At 30.1% G+C, this 22,211-nt stretch carries 14 protein-coding genes; 5 read left to right on the forward strand and 9 right to left on the reverse strand.

Annotated features, from left to right (window positions below; all coding sequences use genetic code 11):
- Positions 1 to 751: 751 nt before the first annotated feature.
- From DAD81_RS12275 to DAD81_RS12290, 4 genes are all read left to right on the forward strand, one after another.
- Positions 752 to 2,584, forward strand: coding sequence for a glycoside hydrolase family protein (locus tag DAD81_RS12275; protein ID WP_111708562.1), 1,833 nt, complete (start codon positions 752 to 754; stop codon positions 2,582 to 2,584).
- Between the two features lie 128 nt (positions 2,585 to 2,712).
- Positions 2,713 to 4,680, forward strand: coding sequence for a NosD domain-containing protein (locus DAD81_RS12280; RefSeq protein WP_111708563.1), 1,968 nt, complete (start codon positions 2,713 to 2,715; stop codon positions 4,678 to 4,680).
- Between the two features lie 183 nt (positions 4,681 to 4,863).
- On the forward strand, positions 4,864 to 7,116 hold the full coding sequence (locus tag DAD81_RS12285) for a glycoside hydrolase family 3 C-terminal domain-containing protein (RefSeq protein WP_111708564.1): 2,253 nt from the start codon (positions 4,864 to 4,866) through the stop codon (positions 7,114 to 7,116).
- An 86-nt stretch (positions 7,117 to 7,202) separates the two neighbouring features.
- The gene (locus DAD81_RS12290) at positions 7,203 to 8,855 is read left to right on the forward strand and encodes a 3-keto-disaccharide hydrolase (protein ID WP_111708565.1); all 1,653 of its coding nucleotides are present in this window, start codon (positions 7,203 to 7,205) and stop codon (positions 8,853 to 8,855) included.
- Positions 8,856 to 9,201: 346 nt separating this feature from the next.
- Here DAD81_RS12290 and mnmE read toward each other — a convergent pair whose 3' ends face one another.
- The 8 genes from mnmE to DAD81_RS12330 form a co-directional block, all read right to left on the reverse strand.
- Complete coding sequence (gene mnmE, locus DAD81_RS12295) at positions 9,202 to 10,587, reverse strand: tRNA uridine-5-carboxymethylaminomethyl(34) synthesis GTPase MnmE (RefSeq protein WP_111708566.1); 1,386 nt, start codon at positions 10,585 to 10,587, stop codon at positions 9,202 to 9,204.
- A gap of 109 nt (positions 10,588 to 10,696) precedes the next feature.
- Positions 10,697 to 11,137, reverse strand: a complete 441-nt coding sequence (locus DAD81_RS12300; protein ID WP_111708567.1) for a DUF4268 domain-containing protein — start codon at positions 11,135 to 11,137, stop codon at positions 10,697 to 10,699.
- Positions 11,138 to 11,719 carry a tRNA-(ms[2]io[6]A)-hydroxylase gene (gene miaE / locus DAD81_RS12305; protein ID WP_111708742.1) on the reverse strand — a complete coding sequence of 194 codons (582 nt, stop codon included), beginning with the start codon at positions 11,717 to 11,719 and terminating at the stop codon, positions 11,138 to 11,140.
- 2 nt (positions 11,720 to 11,721) lie between these two features.
- Positions 11,722 to 13,641 (reverse strand): cation:proton antiporter domain-containing protein, encoded by a 1,920-nt coding sequence (locus DAD81_RS12310; RefSeq protein ID WP_111708568.1) that lies wholly within the window; start codon positions 13,639 to 13,641, stop codon positions 11,722 to 11,724.
- Between the two features lie 52 nt (positions 13,642 to 13,693).
- Positions 13,694 to 15,397, reverse strand: a complete 1,704-nt coding sequence (dnaX, locus tag DAD81_RS12315) for a DNA polymerase III subunit gamma/tau (RefSeq protein ID WP_111708569.1) — start codon at positions 15,395 to 15,397, stop codon at positions 13,694 to 13,696.
- A 127-nt stretch (positions 15,398 to 15,524) separates the two neighbouring features.
- Positions 15,525 to 16,373, reverse strand: a complete 849-nt coding sequence (locus tag DAD81_RS12320) for a class II fructose-bisphosphate aldolase (RefSeq protein WP_111708570.1) — start codon at positions 16,371 to 16,373, stop codon at positions 15,525 to 15,527.
- 12 nt (positions 16,374 to 16,385) lie between these two features.
- Positions 16,386 to 17,942 carry an L-fucose/L-arabinose isomerase family protein gene (locus DAD81_RS12325; RefSeq protein WP_111708571.1) on the reverse strand — a complete coding sequence of 519 codons (1,557 nt, stop codon included), beginning with the start codon at positions 17,940 to 17,942 and terminating at the stop codon, positions 16,386 to 16,388.
- Positions 17,943 to 17,945: 3 nt separating this feature from the next.
- Complete coding sequence (locus DAD81_RS12330; RefSeq protein ID WP_111708572.1) at positions 17,946 to 18,848, reverse strand: carbohydrate kinase family protein; 903 nt, start codon at positions 18,846 to 18,848, stop codon at positions 17,946 to 17,948.
- Positions 18,849 to 18,979: 131 nt separating this feature from the next.
- Between DAD81_RS12330 and DAD81_RS12335 the strand changes: the two genes are divergently transcribed.
- The gene (locus DAD81_RS12335; protein WP_111708573.1) at positions 18,980 to 19,828 is read left to right on the forward strand and encodes an AraC family transcriptional regulator; all 849 of its coding nucleotides are present in this window, start codon (positions 18,980 to 18,982) and stop codon (positions 19,826 to 19,828) included.
- A gap of 20 nt (positions 19,829 to 19,848) precedes the next feature.
- On the opposite strand, the gene DAD81_RS12340 is transcribed toward DAD81_RS12335, so the two are convergent.
- A complete protein-coding gene (locus DAD81_RS12340) occupies positions 19,849 to 21,633 on the reverse strand; it encodes an AMP-dependent synthetase/ligase (RefSeq protein ID WP_111708574.1) in 1,785 nt (594 codons plus the stop codon).
- Positions 21,634 to 22,211: the final 578 nt, after the last annotated feature.

The following is a 22,211-nucleotide window of genomic DNA, read 5'->3' on the forward strand; positions in this document are numbered from 1 at the left end:
CTTTTTCATAAATAGCATTAATCTTAAAATTGATTTTCTTTATTATAATAAAATTAATCTTTTTTTTTATTTAAGCTAATTTTTATAGTAGGTTTATTTTTAAAGTGTTTAATCTACTTTCGTTGTTAGCTTAAAGGAAGCAAAGTAAAAGTTAATTAAATGAAAAAGTTGTTATTTAGTTTCTTTTGTTAGATAGGGTAAATTAGAAATACAATAAGTAATAATCCCTTATTTAATTGGATAAACAGAATTAAGGGTAAATAAAAATTAGAGGTTAAAAGTTTATTGTCATTATTGGAGAACCCTAATAATAAATGTAAACCAAGATTACTTTAAACTTAAATGGGAGATATAAAAAAAGCTGATAAGTAAATTAAACAGTTTTCAACTTTATAGAACCGCACAGATATTGTTACTTTTTAATAAAAGTTATTTGGTGCTATTTTTTAATGTAGTAAATTAGATGTCTAAATTATTAGTTACACTAAATTGTTATGATAAAATACCCAGATTCTCTTGTTGGTACGATGAATGAAAAGAATGTAAAATATCCAAGTTTTATTAAACATTTTATTTGTGGAGGAACTGATTTTAAAATTTATACTAAAAAGATCCTAAGGAATTAAATTATATATAAGGATCCTACGTACAAATCAGTAATTAAAGATTTAAAGAACGAGTTAATAGTTTTAAGGAAAAAATAAATTGAAAAAGCTGTTTTTATAGATGGTATAAATAATATTAAAAAAGTATGACTACAAAATTTTTAAAATTAGTAATAATCAACTTTATAATTTTTGGAGTAATTGGATGTAACAGTTCTAAGCTATCTAAAAATACTGATAATTATTCAGTTGATTTTACATTACAAGATAAATATCCTGTTGGTGAGAGTATTATTAAAAGTCAAAATTGGATTTCTCCGAACGGAAATGAAGTATTTAAAAGCAGTGAAAAAGGAGTTTTAGTTTCATCAGAAAAAGAAACAGCTTTTAATTATATACAATATGTTAATGCTATTTCTGCCCCTAAAATTGGTGATGCAGTAACGGCTAGAATTAATTTCACCTATGACCAAGTCAAGAAAAAAGCAGATAAGGAAGTTATCCGTGTAGGTCTAGGCAATGGTTCAAGTAATTTAATGGCAACTTTTAATCGCAAAGGATGGGGAGATTATCATTCTATAGGAATGGAGGATTATGTAGTAGGGGCTGTAATTTTTACTCCAGAAATTGGATTCAAAAACAACGCTTCTATTGGAACTAGTGACCTGCTTCAATTATCTATAACATTAACCCGAGCTAAAGATAATTTATGGGATATGGTTGTCCTATTAAAAAATCTTAAATCAGGATCAGATTGGTCTAAACGTTGGGAGAAACGTGATGTTGCATTTAAATCAGGAAGTACAGATAAGTTATTTGGTGTTATTCAGGCTGGGGCTTCTGATGTTGATGCAGGTATTTCTAATCGAATAATAACTCGTTTCGAGTTAAACAATGATAAAGCACCATTGGGTATTGCTAAAACTTGGAATGGTGTTGATTTTAAAAAATATATACTTCCAATGGAACCACAAGGACCCTTAGTACATAAAGGAATTTGGGGTGAGTCTATCTTGCCTCGTGATCCCAAAAATGGATTGGAAGATCCTACTATGAAGAATTGGTGCTATTGGGATGGAAGTATAGTAAAAGATGATTCCGGTAAGTATCATATGTATGCTAGTCGTTGGACACAAACCGCACCACATGGTAATGGATGGAAAGAGCATTCTAAAGGAATACATGCCGTTAGTGAAAATATTATGGGCCCTTATAAAGATTTAGGATTAACTTGGCCTGAATGGAAAGAGGGACTTGGACATAATGTTGTTGGGGTTCGAATGTTTGACGGGCGTTACGCAATGGTTACTAGCGATAGAACACGTGGAGAAGTGTTTGTTTCTGATAACCCAAATGGCCCATTTAAATTGATGGGGGAAATTAAAGTTGATCCTAATGGATTTAATCCAGGATTGGCGCGTTACCAAAGTGGTTCATCAAAAGGAAATATGTCTAATGTTATGATTATTCCAAGAGAAGATGGACGTTATATGATTGTTGGACGTTCTACAGCTATTTTGATTAGTGATAATGGAATTCTAGGACCATATAAAATTATGTCTGATCGAATTTACAAAGATATGCCTGAGATTCCACAGACACGGATGGAGGATCCTACAGCTTGGTATAGTGGAGGAATGTATCATATGTTAGTAAATCATTGGCCAGGAAAAACAACATATTATTTTTCTTCTAAAGATGGTATAACAGATTGGAGGTACCGTAGCATTGCTTATAGAAAAGATGAATCAATATTTAGATACACAGATGGTACAGTTGACGAGTGGTATATTGTACAGCGTCCAACTGCTTACACAGAAAATGGACATATTACTCATTTTAACTTTTCTGTAATTGATGTAACTAAAGGAAGTGATAAGGGAAATGATAAACATGGTAGTAAAATAATAGTAGTTCCATTTGATGGAGAAACTTTTGATAAAGATATGCAAGCAATTATTAGCTCTGAAAATAACTAATCTTAATATTATTATCTCATACATCTTATGTCTAATTCAATTTTTAGATAAATGATTCTATATAAAAATATGCTAAGTGTATTAATAGCTTATTTATTAGGGGAATAATATTTAAATCTTAATAAAAAATGAAGTTAAAATCGATTTTCATAGGTATAGCTATTTTATTAATATGTAATTCTTTAGTCGCAAAAGAATACTTTGTATCTGTAAAAGGTTCCAACCAAAATCCAGGAACAAAGAAATTGCCTTTTAGAACCATACAAAAGGCTGCAGATATTGCAATTTCAGGAGATATAGTAACTGTTGAAGGAGGTACTTATCGAGAATGGGTATCACCAATGCATGGAGGTTATCATAAAACTAAACCTATTATTTATAGAGCCGCTTCAGGTGAAAAGGTTCATATAAAAGGTTCCGAGGTTGTAACTAATTGGAAGAGATTTAATAAGAATGTTTGGAAAACAACTGTTGATAATTCTCTTTTCGGAGATTTTAATCCATTTGATAGATTCGTTAAAGGGGATTGGTTATTAACAGCTAATAAGTATCATCTTGGAGAGGTATATCTTAATGAAAAATCTTTATATGAAACAGCCTCATTGCATCAATTAGATAACCCTATAGCACATAAAAAAGCACAAGACAAAGAAGCTGCAAAGTTGCAATGGTTTGCAGAGGTGAAGGATGATGTAACAATTATTTATGCAAATTTTGGAGAAGGTGTTAATCCGAATAAACATCTTACTGAAATCAATGTACGTCCAACTTGTTTCTTTCCGAAGAAAACAGGTGTAAATTACATTATTGTTCAAGGGTTTTATATTTCACAGGTCGCTACCCAATGGGCTCCTCCTACAGGAGAACAAATTGGTGCAATTGGCCCACATTGGAGTAAAGGATGGGTTATTGAAAACAATGTAATTCGTAACTCTAAGTGTACAGGTATAAGTTTAGGAAAAGAATTTGCTTCGGGTGACAATGAATTTTCTAAAAGAAATAATTTGAGAGGATTTCATCGCCAGATCGAAACCTTAATAACAGCTATTGATTTAGGATGGAGCAAGGAACGTATTGGGTCACATACAATTCGCAACAATACCATTTATGAATGTGGTCAGACAGGGATTTGCGGACATATGGGGTGTGCATTTAGTACCATTTCATACAACAAAATATACGATATCAATAATAAAAGACTAATCTTTGGTGCTGAGGTAGCAGGTATTAAATTACATGCTCCCATAGATGTATTGGTGGCTCATAATTATGTAATAAATACCTACAAAGCTATATGGTTAGATTGGCAGGCAGAAGGTACCCGAATTACAGGAAATTTGTTTGCAAATAATGAATGGCAAGATGTGTTTGTAGAAGTTTCTCACGGGCCAACGCTTATTGATAATAATATTATGCTTTCACATAGTTCATTAACTACTGCTTCTCATGGTGTAGCTGCGGTGCATAATTTATTTGGGGGAACTATGCGAACGTTGCCAATTCTTCACAGATATACTCCGTATCAATTACCTCATTCAACAAAATTAAAAGGTGTTGCTGCTATTGGAGGAGGAGATCATCGTTTTTATAACAATCTATTCGTTTCAAATGAGGATTTAACTAAAAAATTGGATGCTTCCGGATTGGATGCGTTTAACGATTATCCGGTTTATTATGATGGTATTTATGATACTTATATAGGTAAAACAGCTACAGGTAAAAAAACTACCTGGTTTAGTTATCCTGTCTACATTGGCCAAAATATATACTATAATAAAGCAAAACCATATAAAGATGAGGCAGGAAGTATAGTAACAAAACAACAGGCAAAAGTGCACTTAGATAGAAAAGAGGATGGTTTTTACTTGTATATTGATTTGCCAACAGAGAAATTGAAAGCGCTAAATACAGATTGGATCACCACAGAAAAGTTGGGAATTACAGCCATTGGGGAAGCGAGCTATGAGAATACTGATGAAACTTCTTTAAAGATTGATACGGACTTTTTTGGAAATACAAGAACAGGGAAATTACCATTAGCTGGTCCCTTTAACGAAATTAGTTCTAAAGAAATTAAACTGTTTACTATTGAATAAATTAAAGATGTTCATACAGAAAGACTAGAATTTTTATTTGAACTATATAATTTTAAGAATGATATTGGTGAAGAAAATAATTAATAATATAGAATTAAGAAATTAAAGCTAAGTTGAAAAATGCTTTTCTGAAGCAGAATAAAAGTCTAATAAATTAAAAAATATATTAATAAAGAAAATTGAATGAAAACAATAAAAGAGTTAATCAAATTAGTAGCAAATTTTTCACTTATTTGCAGTTTAGTTTTGTTTTTTAGTTGTACAGAAGTAAACGGCCAACAAAATTACAAAGATGCAAATACAAAACCAGAGGATAGAGCAAAGGACCTAATTTCTAAAATGACTTTAGAGGAGAAAGTAGCTCAATTAAATGGTTTAGGAAATGGACATGGTGTATTTGGAGATAAAAAAGCAGGTGTTTTTGGTACTAAAGGAAATGAAAAATTAGGAATTCCTACGCTTGTTATGGGACATGGTATTACAGGAGTTAGATCTGGCCGTGATGTTTCGGTAAAGTCAACTTATATGCTTGCACCTATTGGTATAGCAGCAACTTGGGATACAGAATTGTATTCACGTGCAAGTGTGGCTATTGCAAAAGAAATGGTTGCATTGGGTCAAAATCTTAATTTGGGAACAACTTTAAATATTATTCGTCATCCTTTAGGTGGGAGAGGTTGGGAGTGTTTTTCTGAAGACCCATATTTAACTGCACAATTGGGAGTGGAACATGTGAAAGCAATGCAAGCTAATGGAATTATAAGTGGACCTAAGCACTTTGTAGCGAACAATCAAGAACAAAATAGACACGATATCAATAACGTGTTAGAAGAGCGAACTTTACGTGAAATTTATCTTCCAGCTTTTAAAACTGCAGTTGTTGAAGGTGGAGCATTAAATATTATGGCGGCTTACAATCGTGTAAACGGTACTTTTATGTGTGAAAACAAATGGCTGTTAACTGATATATTGAGGGATGAATGGGGGTTTAAAGGTTTTGTTTTGTCGGACTTTGGAAAAGGAGTACAATCTACTGTACCAACGGCTCTTGCAGGTATGAATATAGAAATGAGTTCTGCGAAATGGTACGGTTCTAAATTAGTTGCTGCTGTAAACAATGGGGAAATTAAAGAATCTATAATAGATAAATTAGTTTATGATAAACTTTTTACCATGTTTAAAATGGGATTGTTTGATAATAAATGGAAACAGCCTAAAGAAGTTGTTCATAGTCAAGAACATCAGAATATAGCTTTGGAAGTTGCTCGTAAGTCGGGTGTACTTTTAAAAAACAAAAACAATGTATTACCATTAGCATTAAAAAAAGGCAATAAATTAGCAGTTATTGGTCCAAATGCAAAGCGATATGTAGGTGGTGTTTATTCAGAATTTCTTCAAGGAGGAGGTAGTGGAGGTTGTTATTATTTTGAAGATGCAGTAACAAACCCTGTTGATGAAATTGCAAAAATTGCGAATGTAATGGAAGTTAGTTATGCTCGTGGTTGTCATATTGAATTGAAGAAGAAACAAAAGAAAATTGAAGCGAAAACGTTGATGCCAGATGCACTAGATTTAGCAGATGTTAAAAAGGATGACAAACAATTAACTAAAGAAGCAGTTGAATTGGCTGAAAAATCAGATCAAGTAATTTTGGTTGTAGGAATAACAGGAAGTCAAGAATCTGAGGGTCGTGACAGAAAATCAACAAGATTACCAGAAAATCAAGAAAAACTTATCAATGAAGTAACGAAAGTAAATAAAAATGTTATTGTAGTAATGGTTGGAGGATCATATTTTGATACTTCATCTTGGATTGATAAGGTTAATGGTGTTATTAATTATTTTTATTGTGGAGAGAAATTAAGTCAAGCAATGGCAGAGGTTTTATTTGGAAAGGTTAATCCAAGTGGTAAGTTACCTATATCATATCCTAAATCGGCTTCTCAATATCCAAAAGGAAGCATTTTTCAAGGAGGTAAGTATAAAGAAAAAAAGGAGAGCAATATATATTCAGAAGGAATTTTCGTAGGATACCGTTATTTTAATAAAAATAAGGAAGAGATGCGTTTCCCTTTTGGTTATGGGTTAAGTTATACCAATTTTAAATATAGCAAACTAAAAGTAAAAAAAGGAAAAATAGTTGAAGTTAGTTTTACAATTAAAAATACAGGGAAGATTTCAGGAGATGAAATAGCTCAGTTGTATATTCATGATAAGGAAAGTTCTGTTCCTCGTCCAATTAGAGAGCTAAAAGGTTTTAAAAGAGTTTCTTTAAAGGCAGGTGAATCTAAAAAAGTACATATAACACTTAAAGATGATGCTTTTGCCTTTTGGAGTCCAACAAAAAAAGACTGGACTGTAGAGCCAGGAGAATTTGATATTCAAATTGGAGTAAATTCAAGAGATATTAAGTTAAGCAAAATAATAAACAAATAATTTAATTGAAGTTCTATTTTTATACAATACCTGTGATAATAAAGAAATAAAGCCAAAAAATATTAATGTGAAAATTAAGATTTTATATGAAATTTAATCGAATACCACTAATTGTAATTATATCATTAATCTCTATGAGTACTTGGGGACAAACAGTGCCTTATTCCAAAGGTAGAATTGCGATGAGTTCTGATGGAAATGCACATGATCCAGATGATTGGGGAGCAACGGTTGCAAGTCTTGGTATAATTTCATCAAGAAATTTACAAGATAAACTGAGTCTCTATACATATGCAGATCATGTATGGAGTAGTAAGGAAAATCATATGACTCAAATTACTAAAAGTGCCATTACGGGGGGAATTCAATTTGGTTTTGATGTAAGTAGATTTATTCCTGCAGTTGATAATCCAGAAATAGCCTATGGTAAAATGAAGGATGAAATTATTAAATCTACTTCTGAAAATCCATTAACTATTATAGCCGCGGGACCTATGCAAGTAGTTGGAGAAGCACTTAGTTTGGCTCAAAAAGAAAACTCAAATGCTTTAAAATATATTAGAGTTATTTCTCATTCTAAGAGTAATAATCAACATGCAGACAGGCCAAGTAAAAATGAAAAACCGCATGAGGGTTGGCATTGGGATGAGTTGAAAAAATCTTTCTCTAGTGATGGAGTTGTCTTTGATCTTATTTTAGATCAAAATGACAAGAAAAATAAATTCGTTGGTTTTTCATCTAATAACGCAGGGAAAGATGGTAAGGCAGATTGGAGTGTTTGGAACTTTTTAAAAGGCTATAATAATCATTCTATAAGAGTAAATAATGGGATTCAATTGATTTATACACAAATGAAAGCTTCACACAAAGCAGATATTTCAGATGCAGGAATGCTTTATTATTTGTTTACTGGTGATGTGCATGGAGGCCCAGAAAAACTAAAAGCAATTTTTGACAATGGATTTATAGGAGAAAAAGATTTTCAAACTATCTTTAATGGGCAGAATTTTGAGGGCTGGAATTTAAAAATTAGGAATGGTGATTCTGAATTAGCAAAAAAGGTTTTTGCAATTGAAGATGAGCATGTACATGTTTTTAATGATGAATTTCCTGCACGTTATCAACTTGGCGGTAAAGATTGGAAAAAGAATAAAATACCAGTGAATAATCAGAATCGGACACATGGCTTGTTTTATTCTAAAAAAAAGTATAGCAAATACATTCTTCGTTTTGAATATAAGTGGGGGAGCAATATAGCAAATAACTTTATTAGATGGCAATACGATGCAGGATTATATTATCATGTTGTGGATGATAAAGTTTGGCCAAAAGGAATTGAATATCAAGTTCGTTTTAATCATCTAACCAATCAAAATCACACAGGAGACTTTTTTACAGGAGGAGCTTTTACTTGGTTTGCAAATGAAGAGGGAACAAAGTTTGTGTCTCCAAAGCATGGTGGAAAAAAATTTGAAAATAGAAAGAGAGGATTAATAGCTTCGTCTCCAAAAAACTTTCATGCCTTAGATGGTGAGTGGAATTATTGTGAAGTCATTGTGATGGGGAATGAATATACAATTCACAAATTGAATGGTGAAATTGTAAATATGGCAACGGATTTGCCATTTAGTGAGGGAATAATTGGGTTTCAATCAGAAACAGCAGAAGTCTTTTATAGAAATATAGAAATTAAGGAATTTGATAAAATTGTTCCAATAGATGAAATTTTAAAGGAGTAATTAAATTTTAATTGTGGTGTTAGTTGCATATTAAGGAGATAAGTGGATATCAGAAAAAGGTGTGGTTGTCTGGGACTTCAGCGTTTAAGAATGTTATAATTATACCAATAAAACAAATAAGAAATTAGTTGTTAGAAAAATTTATAAAGACGTAAAAGTAAAAGAGATTGAAGTTTCTGTTATTACATGTTTCACTTAAATAAAGGCTGATGTTGGTGCTTTGAAAGAAGCACTAATGTGAAATGTAAATGGGTACATAAACTAAAGAAGCAAGTATTAATGTAATAGAAAACGGATACTTTAATAAAAGGACTGTTTATTAGCTCTTTATAGTGTTTTGTTTTGCTTACTTACCGATACAAAAGTTAGCAAAAATATTTCCTAATAAATCTTCGGTAGTAACTTCTCCTGTAATTTCACCTAAATGAAATAGCGCTTGACGAATATCAATAGCAAAAAGATCAGTACTAATGTTTAAATCAATACCTTTTTGTACTTCTTTTATAGAATTGTAAGCATTATTTAATGCTTCAAAATGGCGAGAATTACTTACAATTGTTTCATTGTTACTTAAAGCTCCTTTATTAGCTAATTGTGTAAGGGTAGAGGTTAGCTCGTGAAGTCCTAATTTTTCTTTAGCTGAAAGAATAATTAGGTTAGAAAATTGTGATTTTAACTGTTTTATTTCTTCATTTGAAAGTAAATCAGCTTTATTAACAATTGTCAATATTTTTTTTGTAGGATACTTTTCTTTTAATTCAGCAATTTTTATTTCAAGTTTATCAATGTTTGAAGCATCAATTAAATGCAGCACCAATTGCGCTTTTTCAATATTTTGGTAAGTTTTTTCAATTCCAATACTTTCAACAATATCTTTTGTATGTCTAATTCCTGCAGTGTCAATAAAACGATATGCTACACCTTCAATATTTATTTCATCCTCAATCGCATCTCTTGTTGTACCTGCAATATGGCTTACAATGGCTTTTTCTTCATTTAAAAGTGTATTTAACAATGTGGATTTTCCAACATTTGGTTCACCAACAATAGCAACTGGGATTCCGTTTTTTAATACATTTCCTAATGCAAAAGAATCGATAAGACGTTTTAAAACAGCACTTATTTTATTAATTAAATTGTTAAATTCGGTTCTATCTGCAAATTCAACATCTTCTTCAGCAAAATCAAGTTCAAGTTCAATTAAACTTGCGAAGTTTAATAATTGCTGACGTAAATTTTCAATTTCGTTACTAAATCCTCCACGCATTTGCTGTAATGCAACTTGATGGGATGCGGCAGAATTTGAAGCTATTAAATCGGCAACTGCTTCAGCCTGACTTAAATCCATTTTTCCATTTAAAAATGCACGAAGTGTAAACTCACCAGCATCTGCATTTCTAACACCATTTTTTAAGAATAGTTGAATAATTTCTTGCTGAATATAAACTGATCCGTGACAATTTACTTCAACAACATTTTCTCCTGTATATGAATTTGGATTTTTAAAAATAGAGACCAAAACTTCATCAATTACACGATTTCCTTCAATAATACTTCCTAAATGAATGGTATGAGATTTAACCGAAGTTAAATTTTTATTTCCAAATTTAGATTTAAAGTGATTATTTACAATTTCAATAGCTTTTTCTCCAGAAAGTCTTATAACTGCAATTGCTCCAACACCTGCTGAAGTTGCTAAAGCAATAATTGTATCGTTTTTAATTGAATTCATGAATGCAAAAATACGCTATTTGTTATGAGTTAGAAAGCTTTTTTTAGAAGAATGAATATGGTAATTTGTTTAGTGTTAGCTGAATTTAGTAAACTGAGAAGTATTAATTTTAATAAATAGCTCTTTTAATGAAATCTTCAAAATCTTCATAAAATTCCTCAAACTGATGCATTGTTAAATTGAAAAATTCATAAGTATCTCTCCAAGTATTTTTATCATATATATTAAACTTTTGTTGATGTTTAACATAAACTCGATGAATAATTTTCCCGTTTTCTAATTGATAATTTGGATCAAAAATTACTTCAGGTAAATAATCTTCAATCAAAACAGATTTAACATCTAGAAGTTGTTCATACAATAGTTCATTTTTAGTTTTATCATATGATTCAATATCTAAACAAACCATGGCTTGTTTTTTATCTGCAACAAATTTAAAACTAAAATCTTTTATTTGTGTATTGTATAATAACCATTTTCTTGGAAAAGATTTTCCAAAACTAGTCCAGAATTCTTTTCTTAGCAATGCAGCTTCATCTTTACTAAACATTTATCCGTGAATTTTAGCTTTAATTCCTCTTTCTTTCATAAATGCGGCTTCATATTCCAGCAAACCTTTCCATTTTTTATCAACTAAATTTCTATCTTGATATTTTCTTGCAAAATTTATAAAAGTTGTATAGTGGTTAGCTTCAGAAGCCATTAAATCTAAATAGAATTTGGAAAGTTCTTCATCCTTCATATTGTCGGCAAATACTTTAAATCGCTCGCAACTTCTTGCTTCAATTAATGCTGCAACTAATAATCTTTGGATTAAACTTTCTGATCTATCTTTTGTTTTTGGAAAATAATTTTGAAGATGTGCGGCATAATCATTTTTTTGACCACGTCCTAAAACCATCCCTCGCTTTACCATAATATCATGAACCATTTTAAAATGCTCCATTTCTTCAATAGCAATTAGTGCCATTTCTTGAACTAATTCTGTTTCTTCAGAATAATTAATAATAATAGATGTTGCATTTGCAGAGGCTTTTTGCTCTGCATAAGCGTGATCAGTTAATATTTGTTCTAAATTATTTTTGGCAATTTCTGCCCACGAAGTTTCAGTTTCAAACTGTAATCCTAACATCATTATGTATCAAATTTAAATTTTAAATCTTCTAAACTATTTTCTGAACCAACAAAGGTAATAATATCACTTAAACGCATTCTTGTATATCCGTGAGAAACTAATAATTGACCGTTTCTTCTAACAGATAATACCAATACATCAGATGGTAAACGAAGGTCTCTTAAACGCATTCCATGTATATCTTTGTTTCTAATTTCAACATCCATTGTTTCTTGTCCTTCGTCCATTCCAAGTAGGAGTGAAGTGGCATTTGGAGACCTAACAAAATGATCTAATAAACTTACCATTGCTGTTGCAGGTTCAATTATTAAAGTTCCTAATTTATGGAATTTTTCAAAGTTTTCTCTTTTATTTAAGCGAACAATTACTTCTTTAGAACCTAAATGCTCGTAAATAAGTTCTGCAATTTTATAATTATCATCATCATCAAGCATTAATATTATAGCTTCAGTTTTTTCAAGATCTAATTTTTTAATAGCGGTATAACTAATTGATGAAAGTTGTACAACATCAAAATCGTTAACTTCTATTGTATTGTTACTATCAACTTTAACTATTCTGGAATCCCATTTATTCTTTTTTAATTGTTTAGCTAGAGCAATAGATTGATCTTCTAATCCAAATATTAAAGCATCTCTTGTACTTTCTAAGTTCGGAATTTTTCCTTTTAAATGACTTTCATTTAAATAATTTAAAACCCATTTAAAAAGAGGTGGACCTACTAATTGGTTTATTACAATTATAGCAATAACAATAGTTTGAAATTTATGTCCCCAATCTGGGAATTCATTAGAAATTAGTGTTGCTAAACCTAAAGCTACACCTGCTTGTGTTAAATATGGCATCCAAGCAACAAAAGTGTATTTTTTATTGTCTTTAGCCGCTAGAACTCCAAATATCCCTCCAAAAAACATTGTAATTAATCGTAAGAAAAAGAGTGCAACTGCAATGCCAAATACGCTCATTAAAGTTTGAACAGATAAGGATGCACCTGTTAATGTAAAAAAGATAATATAAATTATTGGGCTTATATTTTCTAATACTTCTGAAAATTCAATTCTGTGTTTGCTATAATTTGTTAGTACAAAACTACCTATAATACAAATTAATAAAGGTTCAAGTACAAAATCATGATGGAAAAATTCCATTGATTTTACTTTAATTAAATGGGCAAATAAGTAAACACTATAACCAATTAAAACAATTGCAATTCCTTTTAATTGTTTGTCCATTTTTGTTAAAAATGGTAATTGTAAAATCTTACCTACTATATAACCTAAGGCAAACGATGCAATAAGTTCAAAAAATAAGATTATAAAAAATAAAATATTAGTTGGCTCATTATTAATTAAAGCTTTTGAAACTGATAAGCAAACAGCAAATAAAATTATAACAAGTACATCTTTTAATACGGTTACTCCCATTACTGTTTTTGTAAAAGGGCCGTTTGCACGCATTTCATTTATAACTGCAATGGCTGAAGAAGGTGATCGGGCAACGAAAATGGTACCAAATAAAATTGAAATTCCAAATTTATGAGCAGAAGGTAAGTTGGCCATAAACGGAATTTGTTCAGCTACATAATAAATTACGGCAGAACTCATAACAAATGTTATTATAAGTTGACCAATGGTCATCCATTTAATACTCTTTATTCGGCTTCTTAAATCATTTAAATAAAGCTCAGAACCTGCTGAAAATGCAATAATTGATAAAGCTATCTCATTTAAAAAATTAAGATTTTCTAATGCTTCTTTATTTATAAAGTTTAAAACAGATGAACCAGCTATGATTCCTGTAATAATTAATCCTGTAATAAGGGGGAATTTTATTTTTTGAAAAACTTTGGCAATTTCATTGGCAGCAATTGCTACAATAAGAAATCCAATTAAAAAAGTTACTAATAATTTTATATCCAAATTAGAAAAGTTTAGGTGTTAAAGATAGTAATTGGAATTTAATAACGAGATTCTATAAATCTAAATCAAAAGTTTTTTTTAATAAATCTATAGCTTTGTTTTTTTCTTGAAATTTTAAGTATTTTTCTTGAGGAGTATAGGCATATTTTTTAGCCTCAACTTCTTTAACATTTATAATTAAATCAACCTTAAAATTGTTTAAACCTTCTCTGATAAATTTTAATAAAGGATGTTTTCCTTGCAGTAATTGATCTTTCATTAAATGATTTGGAAGATCAAAATGAATGTTTTTTTCAACAATTTTGGGAGTGTTAGTATTTAATACAGACATTAAACTCTTTTTCCCCTTTTTTAATAAAATATCAGAATATTTTTTCCATAGAATAATTAAGTCATTTTCAGTAAAGTCATCAGAAGGTAATCCATCAACTTGATCGTACTCAACTTCAATTTTTTCAATTTCCTTTTTTCTATTAACACTTTTTAAAGTAAGTGCAGATCTTCTTCTAGACTTTAAATCAATATTTGGTTTAGGCTTGGGAAGTTCTTTTTTTACAACACTTTCAGTGTTTTTATATACATTTTTATGCTGTATAATAGTTTTTGGAACAGCAATAGGTTTAGTTTTAGCTCTTCTTTTTACTTTAGTTTGAAAATGAATTGCCGCTATTATGTAGGGTTTATTGTTTTTTTTTTCTCCATCAAAAGTGATAGAGGCTAATTGCATTAAAGTAAGTTCAACTAAAAGTCGCTGGTTTTTACTGCTTTTATATTTTAAATCACATTCATTTGCCAATTCAATTGCTTGCAATAAAAAGCGCATTTCACTTTTTTCTGATTGCTCTAGATATTTCTTTTTGGCATTGTCTCCAACTTCCAATAAATCTAGCGTTATTTTATCTTTTGCAACTAATAAATCTCTAAAATGGGAAGCCAAACCATTAATAAAATGATGCCCCTCAAAACCTTTAGACAAAATGGTATTAAAATGAACTAATACTTCTGGTATTTTATTTTGAAGTAATAAATCTGTTGTTATAAAATATTCATCATAATCAAGAACATTTAAGTTTTCAGTTACCGCTGTACGAGTTAAATTTTTTCCTGAAAAACTTACTACTCTATCAAATATAGAAAGTGCATCACGCATTGCTCCATCAGCTTTTTGAGCTATAATATGAAGTGCGTCATCATCTGCATTAATTCCTTCTTGTTCTGCAATTTTTACTAAATAGTTTTTAGCATCAATAACACCAATTCTTTTAAAATCAAAAATTTGACATCTTGAAAGAATTGTAGGTATAATTTTATGTTTTTCAGTGGTTGCTAATATAAAAATAGCGTGAGCAGGCGGCTCTTCTAAGGTTTTTAAAAATGCATTAAAAGCGGCTTGAGATAGCATGTGTACCTCATCAATAATATAGACTTTGTATTTCCCTATTTGTGGAGGAATACGAACCTGATCAGTTAAACTTCTAATATCATCAACAGAGTTATTTGATGCAGCATCTAATTCAAAAATATTAAAAGCAAAATCATCTTCACTAGTTTCTCCAGCATTTTCATTAATTTTTTTTGCTAAAATTCTAGCGCATGTTGTTTTACCAACACCTCTTGGTCCTGTAAAAAGTAATGCTTGTGCTAAATGGTTATTTTTTATAGCATTTTCAAGCGTATTTGTAATTGCTTGTTGCCCAACTACATCCTCAAAAACTTGAGGTCTATATTTACGTGCAGATACTATAAACTGTTTCATTTGTTAATTTTATGGGTGTGATACAAAAATATAAAAACAAATGGTATAGAATAATTTTATTACAAAAAAACAAGATTAAGTTATCAACGAAACTTAATCTTGTTTTAATTTGAGTTTTTAAATAGAATTAATCTTGTAATTTTAAGTTAACAGCATTTAATCTGCCTAAAACAACTTCTTTAATTCTTGGGATAACGTCTTTCATTAAATATGGAGGATAAGCAGCAGAAATGTCTTTACCAATTTCATTGTAAAGTTCTCTCATATAAGTAGTGTGCACAATTGTACCAACGTTTAATTTAGCAACTCCCATTGTAATTGATTTTTGAATGTCTTCATCAGGTATTCCTGTACCGCCGTGTAATACTAAAGGAACTTTAACAGCCTCAGCAATTTCAGCTAATCTATCAAAATGAATTTTAGGTGTAGTAGGAGTAAACCCATGTGAAGTTCCAATACCAACAGCCATAATATGTGGGTTTGCTTCTTCAACAATTGCTTTTACGTCTGCTACGCTTGCTAAAAAGTCTGCATCAGATTTTACAACAACATCACGGCCCATAATTTTTCCAATTTCAGCTTCAACTAATACACCTGCAGATTCAGCATATTTTACAACTTCTTTGGTCATTGCTATGTTTTCTTTCAAGCTTTTTTGAGAACCATCAATCATTACAGAATCATAACCATCATCAATTGCTTGTTTACACATATCTACAGAAACACTGTGATCTAAATGTAAATAAATTGGTTGTTTTGTATATGGTTGAATTCCATCTACCATTTTTCTACATAAAAGGCTAGAATTTAAATCTACAACAGGTGGATAGGTCATCGCCATTACGGGACAATTTGCTTCTTCAGCAGCTAAAGCAACTGCTTTTAAATCGTAAATATCGTTTATATTAAAACCGATTAAACATTTTTGTTGATCTCTGTAATTGTTTAATAATTGTATTAAATCTGGATTTTTCATTTTATTTATATGTTAGTAGTTTAAATTTTTTTGAATACTTCTTCCTGTAGTTGCTGCTTTTACAAAGTCTAAATCTTTAATGTTAGACCAATGATTAAATTCTTGTAAATCTTCTTGAATATGCCCTCGGCCAATAATCCAATGGTGGTCTAAGCCTTTACTTAATATTGTTCCAACTATAGCTGATGCTTGTACATTTTTTGGTGAAACTTCACCGTAAGCTCCTCTAAAACGCAAAGGAGAATTTACTATTTCACCTTCAAAAGAAAGCATACTTGATGCGTGTGGATATTGATATTTAGCAATTGTTATTGCTCCTTTTTCTAATAGGAATTCTAATAACATTCCGTAAGATTGTTCTTCGTCGTAATTATCTAAAACACTGTGGTTTCTAATTTCAAAACTAGTTCCTTTGCGCAGTAATTTAGTTGCGGAGCCACCACAATGCCACATTCCTAATTTATTTTCATCTGTATTTAAAATGGATAAATCTGTGAGTGTAGGTAAGGCTTCTCCATTACTAATTTCATTCATAGTAATCATGGTTAATAATCCTCCCATATCTGATTCATCAGCAACTGGAATTCCTAAATCCTGAACTAAAGCTCCTGCACCATCACCTGCAATTTGGTAGTTGTCAAACAATTCTGGCCAGTTTTTTAAGGCTACAGCTAAATATTCACCTTGGCGAGCGTAATCTGCAATAGCTAAACTAAAACGAACAGATAAATACAATTCACGTTCACTTACTTTAAGGAATTTGCAATCTTTAGAATTTATTAATTTTTGAACAATGTTATTTATATCTTCTTTTTTGAATTTATCTCCGTGTTTCCAAACAGTTTCAATATCAACTCTATCAACACCTAAACCAAAATGTTTAGCAATTGAGATTTCGTTTAATTCACAATCATAAAAACCAGGAACACGCATACCTCCAATCATAAGCATATTGGCGTGTTGCATTCTTTTTTTAGCACTTACAACTCGTATAAAACGATCTAAAATAGTATCTAATTGTTTTGTTTTTGGAGCATTTAATACCCAAGAGTATTTAACCTCTAAAGAGTTTAAAATATTTAATAAAAAGTTTTGCCCACACAATCTGTTGGCAGTTAATCGGCCACCAGTAACTTCACCATGAGACCAACTTAATAAAGGTATTTTGTTCTCACGAAGCCAATTTCCTAGTGCAAGAGCTAAATCTCCAGCAATGTAAGAAGCTTGATAAATAATTAATCCGCTCATACCTTCAGCATTAAAATTATTTAAGACTTTTAATAATTCTTTTTTAGTTTGAAGTGGTTCTTTTAAAGCTAATAATTGATTATTTGAACCAAAAACACTTTTGGTTTGTTCTATTGCTTGAGTGTAAGATTGTTTTGCTTTTTCCCAATCAAAATGTAATTCAAAACCAATTCCAATCAATCCAATTTTAACATCTTGCTTTATTGGAGCTTTGCAAATAAGTTTTTCCATTTCTTCTGCAACTACACCTTTTCGTTGCAATATATCTAAATTCAAATCTATTGAATTGATAACAGGTTGTTCTAATATATCTGTTGCCATAATTTAATTATTTAATATTTTTTGTGCTACTTCTTCTTTATCTGGAAAATAACTTCTACCTCCAAAATGAGTTGCAATTATTGATGCATATGCAGAGGCATATTTCATGCGCTCAACTAATTTTTTATTGTTTAAAAGGGCAGAAGCATAAGCTCCGTGAAATGCATCTCCACATCCTGTAGTGTCTACAACTTTAGTTGGAAAAGCAGGTTGGTGAATTATTTTTTTATTCTCTAAAGCCCAACTTCCATTTGCTCCATCTGTTATAATTAATTGTCCTTTAGTTAATGTGCTTAATTTTTTTAAACATTCTTCAGGAGTATTAAATTCGCTAATCATTTGAGCACCTTCTAAAGGTAAAATAATATGACTTCCAAGTGAAATCATTTCTTTTAACACTTCTATATCTCCGGTTTCTATATCTAATACTGAAGGAATATTATATTTATTAGCAATTTTTAAAAGTTCTAAATTTCCAACAATATCATAACCATCAACTAATAACAGTCGGCTGTTTTTAACCCAATCTTCATTAATATCTTTTGGTTGAAGTGGTTTATAATTATTTGTAGAATAAAATACTGTTCGGTCTCCGTTTTTTGGATTTACTTCAACAACAGCTATTGCTGGTTGGAAATTATCACTCTCAATTAATAGAGACGTATCTACGTCGCATTTTTTTAATTCTTCATTAGCAATTAAACTTAAGGTGTTAGTTGCTTTATAGCCTAAAAAAGCTGTTTTTAAATTGTTTTTGGCAATTACGCAAGCTGCATTTCCAGCTGGAGCACCACCTTGAACAATTATTTTTGAAACTTCGTGTTTTGTTCCTGTTTTTATATTTGAGGGAACTTCAGATAAAATATCTACAACCATCATTCCTGAAACTATAACGTCAAATTGCATATTGTTTTCTTTATAATTAAAGGGTAAAAGTAATATTAGTTACATAAGAGTATTAAATACATATTTGGTATTAAAGTGTACTATTTTTCCTTATTTTTGTTTTTGAATGTTGTTAATATGAAAATATATACATGATGAAGGCCGTTTTTGAACCTATATCTAATTCTTTAAATCAATCTTTTCACTTTGGTGTGTTCGAAAAATTGGAGTTTGAAACTCCATGGCATTATCACCCAGAATGGGAATTAACATATATAACAGAGAGCACAGGAATACGAAGTGTAGGTAATTCTATACAAGCTTATCATCCGGGAGAATTGGTTTTACTGGGGCCAAATTTGCCACATTGTTGGAAAACTAATAAAGCAACTAAACAATTAGCAAAATCAACAGTAATACAATTTAAGAACGATTTTCTAGGAGAGGGCTGGTTGGAAAAGGATGAGTTTTCTCTGGTTAAGAAAATGCTTGATAAAAGTAATTATGGGTTAATATTTGAAAACTTAACTGCAAATGATATTGGAGAAAAAATGAATTTAATGAAAGAAATGTCTCCAACGCTTAGGTTAATTGAATTTATAAAATTACTTCATGAATTATCTTTAGAAAATGCTAAAGTTTTAAGTTTAGGAGCTAGTTTTAATGTTAATTCTATTGGTTCAGGTAGAATAAAAAAAATAATTGATTTTGTAGATAAAAATTATCAAACTAAAATAGATTCCACTCAATTAGGAGATCTGGTTTTTATGACGCCAGTTTCTTTTTCAAAATTTTTTAAAAAGTCATTTAATAAAACATTTACGTCTTATTTAAATGAGTACAGAGTTAGTAAAGCTTGTGAATTATTAAAGGAATCTGATATTTCAGTAGAGCAAATTGCTTTTGAAACAGGGTATCCAAACTTGTCTTTTTTTCATAGACAATTTAAGCTATTCACAAAAAAAACTCCAGCCAATTATAGGCTAGAGTTTTATAAGTAAAAAAGAATTGTATTAATTTTCTATTCTTTAATCTCATATATTTTGTTATACAAATCTTTATATTTTTTTAAGATTTCTGTTCTTTTAGGTTTCATTGTAGGAGTTAATAAGCCGTTTTCAATTCCCCAATCATCAGGAGTTAGTTCAAACTTTTTAATTTTTTCCCATTTTCCAAATCCTTTATTTCCTTTTTTTATCTCTACTGCTATACGCTCAATAATATGAGGGTTTTCAATTAAATCTTGATTGCTTCCTGGAATTGGTTCATGGTGAATTCTTGCCCATTCTCGTAAAAAATCAAAATTAGGTTGAATAATTGCTGCTGGTAATTTTTGTCCTTCTCCAATAACTAAAACTTGTTCAATAAATCGAGATTCTTTCATTGAGTTTTCTAACAATGCTGGTACAATATATTTTCCTCCAGAAGTTTTAAAAATTTCTTTTTTACGTCCTGTAATAGATAAAAAGCCATTTTCATCAACTTCACCTTTATCACCGGTATGGAAATAGTCACCGGTCATTACACTAGCAGTTTTTTCTTCATCTTTATAATAACCCAACATTACATTAGGGCCTTTCACTAAAATCTCTCCATCTTCAGCTATTTTAACTTCAACATTTCTAATTACTTTTCCTACACTACCTACTTTAAGCATCTCATTTTGAATCATGTTTACGGCAACAACAGGAGATGTTTCAGTTAAACCATAACCTTCCATAATAGGCATTCTTGCAGCAGAAAATACTTTTGCTAATCTAGGTTGTAAGGCAGCACTACCAGAAACCATAGTTTTTAAATTACCTCCTAAGGCATCTCGCCATTTACTAAATATTAATTTATCCGCAATTGCTAATTTTTTTTCATAAAACCATCCATTTCTTTCATAAGGTTCCCATTTTAATCCTAAATCTACTGCCCAAAAGAACAATGCTTTTTTTATTCCTTTTAATTCAGAACCTTTATTTATAATGCCATCATATACTTTTTCAAGTAACCGAGGAACTACAGTCATAAAATCAGGTTTAATTTCTTTTAAATTGTCTCCTATTTTATCTATTCCTTCAGCAAAATAAATTGAGCAGCCAGAGCATTGATATAAATATAATAGCATTCTTTCAAAAACATGGCAAACAGGTAAAAAGCTCAATGCTTTAAAATCTCCTAATTTTAAGGGTAGGCGAGGCATACAATCTAGAACATTACTTACAATGTTTTGGTGAGATAACATAACCCCTTTTGGTCTTCCTGTAGTACCAGAAGTATATATTATAGTAGCTAAATCTTTAGGTTTAATACTGTCTTTAATTTTTTCTATTTCAGGTTGCGAACTTTTATCTTCGCCTAAATTTATTATTTCTTCCCAATTTTTACATTTATTAACTTTATCGAAACTATAAATTTCTGTAAGTGTAGGGACTTTCTTTTTTACTTTAGAGACTTTTTTATACAAATCAGAATCAGAAATAAAACAAATTGAAATTTCTGCATGATTAAAAATATATTCAAAATCGTCTTTTGTAATAGTTGGATAGATAGGTACTCCAATAGCACCAACTTGTAAAATACCTATATCAAGAATATTCCACTCAGTTCTATTTGTTGAAGAAGCAACGGCAATTTTATCGCCAGGTTTAACTCCTATTTTTAGAAGACCTCTACTAACAGCATTGGCTTTTTCTATATATTCTTCTGTTGAAGTAGCAATCCATTTACCATTATGTTTAGTGTTAAAAGCATTACTAAGATTGTAATTTTCCAGTTGATATTGTGGAAAATCAAATAAGCGAGTTATTTTTTTGGACATATTGAGAATTTGATTAAATGCAACGTAGCAAATTATGAAATTTATAATACTTTAACAAATGAGTTTAAGATAATTATTCTGAAGGTGTAAATGTGTACATTTTTAAACATAAGTGATTGTATTACTATTTAATAACTTAATGTTTAATTCTAAATTTTTAAATAAAAGGACTAATTTTTAGAGTTTATTTTATTTAAAAAGCTGAAAAATAAATATTTGAGCCCTTATTCTACTAGTGTTTATTGAATTTTAGAGTTTTTTTTGAATTTAATTAATCTTTGATTATAAAATTAAATACTTAAGTAAATTATAAATGTAAAATGAATTTGTAATTATTAATTAAGACCTTACAATTTTAGGTTTATTTTTATTTAGTGGGTTTTTTGTTTTGAATTTGCACAAAAAGATATACAGTTTTTACTTAATTTTAGTTTTCGGTTTTTATGTGAAAATCATTAATAATTAGATGAAATATTTCGAAAAACGGAAAAATACCGTTGAAAATAGCGTTCAAAAAGAATAAACCTTAAAAAATAGAGCGTCTTATTTACCGTAATTATATGTAAAATTAACTTTTT

Source organism: Lutibacter citreus, from assembly GCF_003260195.1.
Taxonomy (GTDB): domain Bacteria; phylum Bacteroidota; class Bacteroidia; order Flavobacteriales; family Flavobacteriaceae; genus Lutibacter; species Lutibacter citreus.

Coding starts and splice junctions, on each gene's coding strand:
- mnmE (WP_111708566.1), bottom strand. CDS start 10,587: ATGAATTCAATTAAAAACGATACAATTATTGCTTTAGCAACTTCAGCA.
- DAD81_RS12340 (WP_111708574.1), bottom strand. CDS start 21,633: ATGTCCAAAAAAATAACTCGCTTATTTGATTTTCCACAATATCAACTG.
- DAD81_RS12290 (WP_111708565.1), top strand. CDS start 7,203: ATGAAATTTAATCGAATACCACTAATTGTAATTATATCATTAATCTCT.
- miaE (WP_111708742.1), bottom strand. CDS start 11,719: ATGTTAGGATTACAGTTTGAAACTGAAACTTCGTGGGCAGAAATTGCC.
- DAD81_RS12335 (WP_111708573.1), top strand. CDS start 18,980: ATGATGAAGGCCGTTTTTGAACCTATATCTAATTCTTTAAATCAATCT.
- DAD81_RS12285 (WP_111708564.1), top strand. CDS start 4,864: ATGAAAACAATAAAAGAGTTAATCAAATTAGTAGCAAATTTTTCACTT.
- DAD81_RS12330 (WP_111708572.1), bottom strand. CDS start 18,848: ATGCAATTTGACGTTATAGTTTCAGGAATGATGGTTGTAGATATTTTA.
- DAD81_RS12300 (WP_111708567.1), bottom strand. CDS start 11,137: ATGTTTAGTAAAGATGAAGCTGCATTGCTAAGAAAAGAATTCTGGACT.
- DAD81_RS12320 (WP_111708570.1), bottom strand. CDS start 16,373: ATGAAAAATCCAGATTTAATACAATTATTAAACAATTACAGAGATCAA.
- dnaX (WP_111708569.1), bottom strand. CDS start 15,397: ATGAAACAGTTTATAGTATCTGCACGTAAATATAGACCTCAAGTTTTT.
- DAD81_RS12280 (WP_111708563.1), top strand. CDS start 2,713: ATGAAGTTAAAATCGATTTTCATAGGTATAGCTATTTTATTAATATGT.
- DAD81_RS12325 (WP_111708571.1), bottom strand. CDS start 17,942: ATGGCAACAGATATATTAGAACAACCTGTTATCAATTCAATAGATTTG.
- DAD81_RS12275 (WP_111708562.1), top strand. CDS start 752: ATGACTACAAAATTTTTAAAATTAGTAATAATCAACTTTATAATTTTT.